This is a genomic window from Nonomuraea zeae (assembly GCF_005889725.1).
GTDB classification, from domain to species: domain Bacteria; phylum Actinomycetota; class Actinomycetes; order Streptosporangiales; family Streptosporangiaceae; genus Nonomuraea; species Nonomuraea zeae.
Genome location: NZ_VCKX01000362.1, coordinates 1 through 11,156, shown reverse-complemented (window position 1 = coordinate 11,156; position 11,156 = coordinate 1). Strand labels below are relative to the sequence as shown.

The window sequence follows — 11,156 nt, the reverse complement described above, 5'->3', positions numbered from 1 at the left end:
AGATGTGTATAAGATACAGGGATCAGCCGGAGCGCAAGCCCCTGCAGCACCCAGGGCAGCGGGCGGGTGGCGAACACCGGGTCGGCGAGCACGGCGTCCGGAAGGCCGGCCGCACGCGCCGTGCCGAGCAGGAACAGCAGGCCAGCCCACCGTGTCCGGTGCCCATGGTCGGCGCGGTCCTCACCGGGCAGGTCCAGTTCCCCATTCGGCGCGTCCGACTCCCAGTGCCTGTCCCGTGCCCCGGACTCGTTCGGCTCCCCGGGCTCATACGGCGCTCTCGCGGCGAGCGAGTGCGAATCTCGGCACGGAAGCTCGTGGGACGCCCGGTCCGGGACACGGGCCGGTACCGGGGAGGTCTGTGGCGAGTCGTCGGCCAGCAGGTCGGCCGCCGCCGCGATGACCGCCGCCGCGCGCCCGGAGCCGGTGGCGAGGGACGGGTCGGCGGCCAGCACGGCCAGGAACGCCCACACCCGGCGGGTCCGCCAGGACGGCCGCAGCCCCGACCGGCGGATCAGCTCGGTCAACGGAGACAAGGCGAGCAACTGCCCAGCCAGCGCACGAACGTCCGCGTCAGCGCCCTCCCCAGGGACGGGCCGAGCGACCCCATCCGGCACCGGCGAACCATCAGCCATGGGTGAAGCGAGCACGGTCGAGTCGAGCCCACCGGAGCCTTCCGACGCCGACAAGGGGACCTGGCTGCCGGGGTGGGCGGGGCCGGAGTCGGAGGTTCGGGTCGCCGTAGCCTGCGCGCCCAGTGCGTGCGCGGGCGGATCAGCGATCCCAGGGAGCAGTCCGGCGACGGCCTGCCACCCGCTCTCGCCCAGCAGCCGGTGCAGGGCGGGCAGCCCGGCATCGAGGATGGCGGAGGTCAGGACGGCCGGCGTCATCGCCCGGTGTCGCCGCAGGACGGTGAGGACGGCCGCCGCCGGGTTCGCGTCCGGACGCGGATCACCGTCGCGCAGCGCCCCGGCCTGCTGCCACGCCCACATGCGTGATACCTGACCGGTGGCCGCCCCGCGCACCAGGTCGGCCAGCGCGGCGCCGAGGTGGGCGTAGTGGACGACATCCGTTCCGGTGGCGAGGGCTTGCGGCAGGGACCTTGCCAGCGCCGCCGCCCACTCCTCCGCCAGGCCGGGCTCCGTACGGGCGAGGTCCAGCGGCACGCGGACGTCGATCCGCCGCACGCACCAGATCCCGGCCGGGAGCGAGAGCCCGCGGAGCGCGCGGTCCAGCCGCTCGGCCGCCATGTCGGCCAGCAACCGTCCCACGAGGACGCCGTCCTGGGGCGTCCCGTGCGTCGTCACGCTGAGCCTGCGAATGGTCACGTCGATCATCGCGCCGCCTTCGCCGAGCAGCGAACAGCCAGGCCCGTCATCGCAGCACCCTCGGAGACGGGACGCCGAGCACGCCGTCCGTGCCCAGCCGTGCCCGGCCCAGCACGATCGGCCTCCACCCGGCGCCCGGCCCGACGATGGACGTCAGCCCGGCGTGCAGCCGTCGCCCGACCCGCATGCCAAGGCCGATCTCGCAGATGTCGTAGCTGGTGTGCGCGGGTTTGTGCAGCTCCAGGATCGAACGGAGCACGTCCGCCTGCTCGGTGGTGAGGTCGGCGGGGACGAGGACGCTGAAACGGTGGGCGGCGGCGTCGTGGCCGGGCGGGCTGCCGATCCGCATGCGGCCGACGACCGCGTCCGCGCCCGTGGCGCCCTCCGGCGGCCGGCCGAGCAGCCCGCCAGGGACGCCCCGGATCCGCCACCGCTCCACGATCACCGGCTCCCAGCCGAGGTAGATGCCGAGCAGCTCACGCAGAGAGGCGAGGGTGCCCCGGCCGCGGAACAGCCGGTAGGCGCGGCCGACGAGGGTGCGGCGGGCGTGCTCCGGCCAGCGCCGGTCCAGGGCGAGCCCGGCGAACCCGGCCAGCCACTCCAGCGCCTCCTGCGGGGTGGTCTCGGGGTCCAGGAGGAGGTCGCGACGGGCGGCACGTTCGTCGAGCTCGTGCAGGAGCCCTTCGGGGGGTGTCAGCCAGCGATGCAGGAACCGGGCGTCGCCTTCATCCCGTGACCAGGAGCGGGGCAGGCGGCGGAGAAGGCCGTGGCCGGGGCGCTCCACCCGGACGGCCCGGATCCTCGGAGTCGCCGCCTCGGTGCCGGTCAGGTCGAGGGCGAGCCACAGGTAGCGGCCCGGTGGCGCGCTGACGGGCAGCTCGTACGTCTCGAACAGGTCGTCGCAGGCGATCTGCGTCCACGGCGTCTCGGGCCCGGTCGGCCGCTTGAACGGCGCCGCGGCAGGAGCGGTCGTGTCCAGGGCGAGGGCGGACGGCAGGGGCGGCGTGAGGTCCGGGCGGCGGATCACGCGGCCGTTGCGATCGGCGGGGGTCCAGCGCAGCGCGTCCGGCGGTGGGTCGTCGTCGTCCCCCGTGACGAAGCGCAGCCGTACGGCGGTGCCGCGCGGCAGGCAGGCTTCGAGGAACGCCCGGCCCCAGCGGGTCCGGTAGGCGCCACTGTCCAGCCGGTACGTCACCGTGCCGCCCGACGTGCGATAGCGGCCGGCGATGCCGCCGGTGTCGGCCACGCCCTCGGCGGTGGTGAAACCGATCACCCGGCTCGCGCCTCCCGAGTCGGCGCCATGGCAGACCTGGCTCGGGCCGCTCGGGTGGTTGGCGATCGCGCCGCCGTCGTAGCCTGTGGCGCGTACCGGCTCCAGCTCCAGCCAGGCGCCGTCGTGCTCATCGAACCTCAGGAAGGAACGGCCCGGCTCGCGGGCCACGACCAGGGTCCCGCCGGAGGTCACGGTCAGGTCGGTCGCACCCGGCGCCGCCACGGCCACCGCGCCCTCGGGCGTCGCCACCACAGCGTGCGTGTCGTCCGGCGAGACCCACAGGACCAGCAGGCGGCCGTCCGCGCACACCGCCAGCCGGTACGCCTCCAGCGGGCCGTGGCAGCGTGGCCGGATGAGCCCGGGGCCTGGCCGGGGACCACGGCAGCCCTGGATGAGCACGATGCCGCCGGCGGTCAGGGCGTACACCACCTCGTCGTGCACGGTCAGATCGCGGGCGGTCACCGGGAGCTCGGTCAGCCGCTCTCCGGCGTCGATGGCGGTCACGACGACCGCGCGCCGGGTGGCGACGTACAGCAGCCGCGCGGCGTCGATCGCCAGCGCCCGGGGCTCGTCGTAGGGGCCGCCCGGCGCCTGCGACGGCTCGCCGCCGCCCGGCCGGTAGGTGTCGATCCGGCCGTCGGCAGTCCGCGACCGATAGGCGAAGCCCCGCCGGTCAAAGGCCAGGCCGCCTGCCGCAGCCCGGCGACCAGGTGAGGCCGGCGAAGCGGGTGAGGCAGAGGGAAGCGGTGAAGCCGCGTCGCCCGCATACGGGGGTGGGGGGTCGTCGTGCCAGGTGAGCTGGATGCCCCCGGTCGCGGACAGTGCCACGCCCTCGTGCGCGCAGCGCGCCCACTGGTCGGGGTCGGCCAGCAGGCTCACGCCTCGGTCGCCGTCCATCAGCACACCTCGCGCGGCAGCGGTAGGTAGTCGACCTTGCCGGAGACGGGCGGCTCGGGGTGGCCGGCCCCCGGTTGGAGGGGCGGCCCGGCCACCACGGTGACCTCGGCCAGCCGGGGCACCTGCCACGAGGCGGGGGTGATCAGGTCGCGCCGCACCCACGTGTCGCCCACCCGCTCGGCCAGCAGCAGGCCCTCCAGGTAGTCCACGCCCTCCACCTGCACGGCCACGGCCTCCAGCTCGGCCCGCCGGATCACCCGGCCGAGCGGCCAGCCGCCGCCGTCCGGGCCGTAGGGAGGGACGGGTGCCAGGAACTGGCGCAGGATGAGCTCGACCCAGCGGCGTACGGCGTCGACCGGGTGGCCGTCGTGCACGGCCACGCCGGCGGAGACCGCGATCGGCACGTAGTCGGGCGGCAGCACGTACAGCTCGGTGGTGATCAGCCTGCGGGCGTCGAGCTCCTGGGCGACCCGGCGTAGCAACCCCCGGTCGGGCACCGGCGCGCCCGGATCGCGCGCGTCCTGCCGCGGGAAGACGACGACGCTGACCGCCCCTGGCGTGGGCACGGCAGGCGTGGCGGGGTGGAACAGCGGCAGCGCCTCGGCCCTGGCGACCTCGGGCAGGCGGGCGGCCAGGTCGCGGAAGTCGGCGGCGGTGACGGCGCGATCCCTGCGGTGCACCTCGGCCGGGATGCGCTCCAGCGCGGCGTCCAGCCGCTCGGCGTCCTCGCCGCCCCTCGCCGGCAGCGGGTTGGCGACCTGCGGGCCGCCGCCGGTCAGCGTGGTGACGGCACCGGCAGGCACGTTGCCCGCCGCGCCGCCGCCGTACCGGTAGGAGCGCACCCGGACGCGCTCGCCGATCTGCGGGACGCGGCCCTGCCGCCCGCCCGGGCCGAACCGCACCAGGCCATCGGCCCGGTCGACGACGAAATGGCGGTCGCCGTCGCGGGTGCGGGTGAAGTCGTCGGCCTCCTGCCAGCGCTCCCAGCCGCCCGCCTCCTCCACCTCCAGCTCCACGGTGCCGGGCCGGACGTTCTGCTGGGTCAGCCGGTAGGACTGCCCGGCCTCACCCGTGCCGGTGCCCAGCAGCTCGGCCTGCGCGGCGGTGCGTTCCTGGACGGCCTCGACGGCGTTGACGCCGACCCAGCGCACGCGCCCCATCCCCTCGGCGGCGCCGGGCGGGCGGGTGGCGCGCAGCCAGGCGGCGACCCGGACGGCCTGCGCCGGCTCGTCGAGACGGGGCGGGTCGGTACGGGCGGTGCCGGGCTCGGCCGGCAGCACCGGCAGCTCCCTGGGCAGCGTCAGCGCCACGACCCCGCCCTGCTGGAGCCCCTTGGTGCCGTCTCTGACCACCTCCAGCGGCAGGAACGGGCCGGCCGCGCCACCGCGCCAGAGCTGCCAGCGCACCCCGGGACCGGGCTGCCCGAGACCGGTGGAGCGGTAGCGCCCCGCCTCCCCCGCGGCGGTGAAGGGCGCCGTGATGCTCTCCTCGGGCTCGATGCCCAGGAAGATCGTGCGCCCGCGCAGCTCGGCGAGGTCGGTGGCCGGTGTGGTCAACAGCGCGACCCACAGGGCCTGGTCGAGGGTGCCGTCGACGTCGAGCGGCGCGGCCTCGGGGGCCAGCGGGTCGGCGGGCAGCACCACGGGCTCGTAGAAGGCGACCTCGCCCTTGTCCTTGAGCCGGCGCACCGCCTCGTCGCGCCGGGCCCGCTCGTAGGCGTCCCCCGGATCAGGCTCCGGAGCCCGCACCTTGCCCACGCCGAGGACCTCCAGAGGCCAGGCGTACAGCTCGTCGCGCGTCTCGAAGGCGATCGCGCCCGCGCGCAGCTCCCGGCCGGCGAGCACCTGGACGCCGCGGGGCGCCTGCGTCACCGCGGTCACCAGGACCCGCGCCGCCGCCGCCGGCCGGGACGGCACGTCGAGCAGGCGCAGGAACGCCACCTTCGTCGCGTCCGGGATCTGGTTGAACCGGTACAGCAGCGACTCGCCGAGGAACGCGAACAGCTCCAGCAGCACGACGCCCGGATCGCTCTCGTTGACGTCCGTCCACTCCGGGGTGTGGACGGGGATGCGCCGGATCAGCTCCTCGCGCAGCCGCTCGTAGGTGCGGTCGTCGAGTATCGGCCCGATCAAGGTCATCGTCCGGCCCTCACCGCAGGTAGAACGGGTAGACGAGGTTGTCCTCGCGCCGGTCCGCGAGGCGCCTGTACGCGATGTCGATCCACACCAGCGAAGCCTCCTCCCCGGCCGTCACCGAGACGTTCGTGGTCTCGATGCGCGGCTCCCATCGGCTCAGCGCGTCCTCGATGTCGCGGCGCATGGCGGCCCTCGTCGTGACCGAGTTGGGCTCCATGAGGTAGCGGCGCAGGCCGCAGCCGAAGCCGGGCAGCATGATCCGCTCGCCGGGCTCGGTGTCGAGGATGGCCTCGATGGACTGGCGGATGAGCTCCTCGCCGCCGGCGTACTCGAAACCGCCTCGGACACCGGGCCGCCACGGGAACCTCGGCCCTCTGCCGATCCACGCCTCCATCGTCATGCGGACACCATGGCCCGGCATCCGTCACCGGCACGTCGCCGTACGGGCGTCATTGCTGTTCGCCCTCCGGCTCGGCCCCGTTCCCCTTGCCGTCCGGCTCGCCCTTCCTGCTTTTCGGACGGAGCTCGTTCGAACGCGGCGGCCGGACTGGATAGGACTTGCTGTCCTTTACGCCGGTATCCAGGTAGTGCCAGGACACGTCGATCATCCGGGGGAACCCGGAGGGCTTCTTGACCCCGGTGCCAGGCAGGTCCTCGTGGTAGGAGACCTTGGCCTCGAACGAGATCCTTTCGCTGGCGGCCTTCTCCTTGAGGCTTTTCTCATGCCCGTGGAACATCTGGATGTTGACCGACTTCGTCGCCGGCACCAGGTTCCAGGTGGAGCCGGGGCCGCCAAGGGCGCCGTGGAGCAAGTGCGCCCGGACCCAGAAATCCTTCGATCTTGCTTTGAGCTGATCCCAGCCCACCGGGTCTTCCCCGGGCCGCTGATATCTGGTGGGCCGTAGCGGGCTGGCCCGCACCCAATCGGCCTTACCTCCCTTCACCGACTTCTCGATCTTTATCTCCTCACCGTGGACCCGGACGATGTTCGCTTCGCCCTCCGAGGTGAGGGCGGGTGCGACCTTTTCCGGACCGCTGCGGCTCGGTGGGAGGTAGGAGGCCATCCAGGCGCCGTTCTTCCGGAACAGGCTCCTGAGCCACCCCTCGTCCTCGCCCGCGATCTTGATGCGCATGCCGGAATGCAGGCTGTGCAGTGCCTTGGGCAGCTTGGCCGTCGAAGGGGCCGCGTCCGCCACCGCCGGATTGTTCGCGTTGCTGGGGTTCATCTCCGCGTAGATGTGCCAGTGCTCGCCCACGCGTTCGGCCCGCAGTTGCTTGAAGCCGTGTTTGCGGCGGATGGACTTCAGTGCCGCGTCGATGTCGGAGTCGGTGAGCGGGCTCGTGTGGGAGCGCCGGACGAGCTCGCCGACCGCCTGCATGCCGTCCGCCCACCGCTTCTGTATTTCGGGACGCGGTACGTTCCCGTCGGCCTTCTCCTGCCGGCCTTTGGCGGGCTTGCGGCCCTTCGCCGGACCGGACGGGGCGGAAGGGCCGGAAGAGGCGGGCTTGCCGGCCCGGCGAGGCGAGGCAGGCGTACCAGGCCGGCCAGGCGCACCCGGCCGAGCGGGCGTACCCGGAGCGGGCGCACCCGGGCGGGCGGGCGCGGCGACCTTCGGGTCCTTCCGCTGCGGTCCGCCGCGAGCGGCCGGGGCACCGGCCCCCGGCGGCCCGGCAGAGGGCGCAGCGCCGGCCGGGGAGCCGGCCGCCGGGCGACCTGAGGCCGAGGCGGCGGGCGCCGGAGCACCGGCCGCCGGGGCGCCGCCCTCCTGCCACGTGCCCTTGGTCTCCTGCTCCCCCTTGGACTTGGCTGGTACGTGGTCTTCGAGCAGGTCGGTCATGAACCGGTCGGGGCTGAACTCGACCGGCGAGAACGTGATGTCAGGGAACTTGCCGGAGCCGACGACATAGTCGACGTCCGCGCCGATGCCGAACTGCCCGGGCAGCGGATATTCGAGCTGCCCCACCGGCCACGTCCACCGCTTGTCGGGAGCGGGCGACCACCAGGGGCTGTCGAGCTCCACGAAGAGGTCGCCGTCCAGGCCCAGGAACGGCTGCGCGGCCAGCTCCAGGTGGCCCTTCAGGAAGAACTCCCCCTTCTTGCCCGCCGCCGGGTCACCCACCTCGCGGTAGCCGATGGTCGGGGTGGCCTCCACATAGCCGCGTACGCCGGCCAGCGCGCTCAGGCCGACGCCCGCCTTGATGTCGTGATCGAGGATCTGTACGCCCGCTCCGCCCTCGCCACGCAGCCGCAGCCCGGCGAAGGCCGAGATGTTGAGGGTCCCCGCGATACTGAAGTCCTTGCCGACCTCGGGATCGGTGGAGTATGTGCCGAGGACGCGGATGTCGCGCAGGGTGCCGGGCCCCAGCTTGGCCAGCGCCTCCAGCCGCACGCCGACGAAGATGAAGACGTTGCCGACGAGGGGGACGCCGTACAGGGCCCGCGCTTCGAGGGCGGGCAGCGGCCGGACGACGTCGCGCTGCGGGAAGAGCTCGACGGTCTTCTGTGGCGTGATCTCGCCGACGACGGTCACGTGCGGCGTGGCGTCGACGATCACCCTGGCCTTGCCGGTCAGCCAGTCGGTGAAGCGGAAGTCCAGCTCCCCCCAGCCGGCCAGGACCCGCGGCCCCGGCTTCGGCCCCGCCGCCGAGGCCGGTCCGGCGGGCGCGGCCCCGGGGGCGGCTCCGGACGCGGCCTCGGGGGCGGCCTCGGGCGCGGCTCCCGCGGCGGGCTGGTCAAGGCCGAGCCGCGCGCGTGCCAGCCCCTTGGCCGTCTCGGCGTCCGTCGCGACCAGGGTGAGCTCGCCGCTGAGCTTCTCGGTGGTGTACTGGACGGTCCCGCTGACGTCCACGACACCGGCCGCGAACGCGGCGAGCACCTCGCCGGAGAACTTGGGCAGCGAGAGCGCGATCCGGATCGAGCCGGCCAGCAGCCCGTCAGGGCCGCGCCGGATCGGCAGCTCGACGGTGCCGAGCCCGCTCACCGTGCCCCTGGCCGTCGCCTCGAAGGTGACCTGCTCGTTGACGATGCCGAAGCGGCCGGCGCCGTCGAGGAAACCGCCCAGGCTGAAGGTGAGCTCGGGCACCTCGAACGTCAGGACGCCGCCTTCCAGCTTGTTGACCGGCTTCGGCAGCCGGAGGCGGTCGAGCCCGAGCCAGCCGAGGGCCGCGCTGTGCTCGCTGATGGCCTCGCCCAGCGCGTTGACGGCGGGCTGGGTCTGCTCGCCCGTGTGCACCGAGGCGTACCCCTCGACCACGCCGTCACTGATCCGGACGGCGAGGACCGGTTCGAGATTCGCCGACCGCAGCGGGTCGAGGACGGGGATGCTCAGGCTGAGCGGCTGGTGGGCGGTCCCCGTTGAGTAGCCGTCCGCGGCCTTCTTCACGTGCAGGCGCCCCCGGGCGAGGCTCCCGAGCCGCACGTTCACCTGCCCGCCCTCGTCCCCTTGCCGGTCGAGGTAGGCGGCCACGGGCTCGGGCGGCGTGAACGTGCCGGAGCCTGCGAGGTCCACCACCTCGGTGGGGGCGGCCCGGCCCGGCTCGGCGGCGGGCGGGATCGTACGGGCGAGCTCACGGGCCAGGCTGCTCGGCGGAGCAGCCGGGGCCGCGTGGTCGCGGGCGCGGGGCGGCTCGGGGGACGGCTTCTTCGAGGCCGGTCCCCTGAGGCGCGAGGGCGCGTGATCGGGCATTACTCCGCCTTCCCCGTCCGGCAGATCGGGTCGTCGGGCTTGTCCAGCGGGGGCGGCGAGGCGAGGGGCGGCCCGGAGTCGCGGTGCAGGGAATCGACCAGCTCGCGCGAGCGGCCGCTGTCACCGGTCACGTCGGGCAGCGCGGCGATGAGCAGGTCGGTGGCGCCGGCCCCGCCGAGCACCTCGTCCATCGCGGTACGCGTGTCGCCGGACGTGCTCGCGATGGTGCCGCCGGCGCTCAGGTGCCCGATGACCGTGGTCAGCGCGTCCGAGGCCGACGGCCAGCAGAAGCGCAGGAGCAGCAGCCACCACAGGCCGAAGACGAACGTCACGATGGGCAGGAACACGCTGAAGACGAAGAACGCCACGATCGACAGCAGCTCGATGGCGTAGGTGCAGTGCTGGACGCCCTCGCCGGCCTGGGTGCCGGAGTCGGGGAGGGTCTTGCCCTTGCGGAAGGAGAGCCGCGACTGGGGCGGCTGGACGAACTCGACCCCGCCCGGACCGTACGGCCGGCCCGGCCGGCTCGCCTGGGCGGCGGTGGCGCGGAAGTCGGGGGTGGTGATGGTCACCCGCCGGTTCCTGGTGCCCTGCGGGTCGAAGAAGGCCGCCAGCCGGTAGGGGGCGGTGGCCTCGCTCCAGCGGTAGGTGGGCGGGCAGGGGGCCTGGCGCGGGATCCGGGCGAAGCAGCGCAGCTGGTAGAGGGACTGGTCGTCGAGCTTGGGCGCCCCCGCGCGATCGAGGTCGCCCGACAGCGTGGGGACGACGCCGAACCACAGCGACCTGGCCTGGCTCGCGGTGCAGCCGGCGGCGGACGGCGGCAGCCGCCACATCCGGTGCTCCTGCTCGCCGGGGAGGAGGGCCGGTGGCCCGCTGACGGGCGTCCAGGCGCCCCGGCCGTCAGCGGTGGTGACCCACGCCTCCTCCTCGGTGCTCAGGGCGGCTCGATCCAGCAGCCGCCGCTCGTCGGGGGTGAGGTCGCGGGGCCGGGCGTGCCGGGCGAGCTGGTCCAGGTCGGCGTCCTCGGCGGCGGGCCGTCCGGCGAGGCTGCGGGCCAGGCGCCGCAGCGCGCCCGCGTCGCCGACCGTCGTGCGCAGGCGGCGTACCACGAAGCCGACCTCGGCACCGGGATGGCCGCCGCCCGGCAGCGGCAGCCCGGGCTGGTCGCAGAAGAGCTCGATGACCAGGGCGTAGAAGCGGTCGTGGTTGGGCTGGTAGAGCTTGAGAGCCCCGGTGCCGGCCATCCGGTAGCCGGCGCCCGTCGTGGGAGAGCGGAGCGCCGGCACGGGCACGGCGAACTCGTCGGCCTCCCCCATCCTGAGCGAGTCGCGCGGGTCGCGGGTCAGGCGCTCGACGAAGCCGGGGGTGTCGTACATCTGGATGAACGGCCGGCCGGCCGCCTCGCCGAGCGGGTCGCGCCGCTGCCGTACCAGCTCGTACCAGGGGGTGCGCAGGGCGTAGGTCATGGCCGGTCACCAGATGTTGCCGGCGCCCGGCGTGTACGCGGGCGACATGACCATGGTGTCGGCGACCAGCGTCGTGCACTTCACCATGCCGCTGAAGGTGGAGACCGCCGCGTTCACGTTGACCATGGCCGCGGTGACGGTGACGTCGAGGGTGCCGCTGATCTCGACGGAGGTGGCGGTGAGCTTGACGACGCAGCCCAGGCCGTGGCGGACGGTGACCTCTTGGGCGGCGGTGTCGAGGACGACCTGGTGCCCGGCCTCCATGGTGATGCGCACCTTCGGCTGCGGGCCGTCGTCGAACTCCAGCACGGAGCCGCCGCGCGAGCGCAGCAGGCGCAGGTCGTTGGCGCGGGTGGCGGGCTCGGGGGTGGCGG

The 11,156-nt window shown here is 74.2% G+C and carries 7 protein-coding genes; all 7 read right to left on the bottom strand.

The window, feature by feature from the left end:
- Nucleotides 1-1,334 (bottom strand): hypothetical protein (locus ETD85_RS64015; RefSeq protein WP_206059484.1); only part of this gene is annotated, 1,334 nt, incomplete at its 3' end.
- A gap of 37 nt (nt 1,335-1,371) precedes the next feature.
- The gene (locus tag ETD85_RS54625) at nt 1,372-3,495 is read right to left on the bottom strand and encodes a phage tail protein (RefSeq protein WP_138697752.1); all 2,124 of its coding nucleotides are present in this window, start codon (nt 3,493-3,495) and stop codon (nt 1,372-1,374) included.
- Nucleotides 3,495-5,633: a putative baseplate assembly protein gene (locus tag ETD85_RS54620; protein WP_138697751.1), complete on the bottom strand. Its 2,139-nt coding sequence runs from the start codon at nt 5,631-5,633 to the stop codon at nt 3,495-3,497. The genes ETD85_RS54625 and ETD85_RS54620 overlap by 1 nt, the downstream gene beginning before the upstream one ends.
- Nucleotides 5,634-5,643: 10 nt before the next feature.
- Entirely contained in the window at nt 5,644-6,030 is a 387-nt protein-coding gene (locus ETD85_RS54615) for a GPW/gp25 family protein (protein ID WP_170247358.1), read from the bottom strand.
- A 49-nt stretch (nt 6,031-6,079) separates the two neighbouring features.
- On the bottom strand, nt 6,080-9,316 hold the full coding sequence (locus ETD85_RS64010; protein ID WP_170247357.1) for a DNA/RNA non-specific endonuclease: 3,237 nt from the start codon (nt 9,314-9,316) through the stop codon (nt 6,080-6,082).
- Nucleotides 9,316-10,782: a hypothetical protein gene (locus ETD85_RS54605; RefSeq protein WP_138697749.1), complete on the bottom strand. Its 1,467-nt coding sequence runs from the start codon at nt 10,780-10,782 to the stop codon at nt 9,316-9,318. The genes ETD85_RS64010 and ETD85_RS54605 overlap by 1 nt, the downstream gene beginning before the upstream one ends.
- A 6-nt stretch (nt 10,783-10,788) precedes the next feature.
- Nucleotides 10,789-11,156 (bottom strand): hypothetical protein (locus ETD85_RS64005; protein WP_206059483.1); only part of this gene is annotated, 368 nt, incomplete at its 5' end.

Coding starts and splice junctions, on each gene's coding strand:
- ETD85_RS54625 (WP_138697752.1), bottom strand. CDS start 3,495: ATGGACGGCGACCGAGGCGTGAGCCTGCTGGCCGACCCCGACCAGTGG.
- ETD85_RS54620 (WP_138697751.1), bottom strand. CDS start 5,633: ATGACCTTGATCGGGCCGATACTCGACGACCGCACCTACGAGCGGCTG.
- ETD85_RS54615 (WP_170247358.1), bottom strand. CDS start 6,030: ATGACGATGGAGGCGTGGATCGGCAGAGGGCCGAGGTTCCCGTGGCGG.
- ETD85_RS64010 (WP_170247357.1), bottom strand. CDS start 9,316: ATGCCCGATCACGCGCCCTCGCGCCTCAGGGGACCGGCCTCGAAGAAG.
- ETD85_RS54605 (WP_138697749.1), bottom strand. CDS start 10,782: ATGACCTACGCCCTGCGCACCCCCTGGTACGAGCTGGTACGGCAGCGG.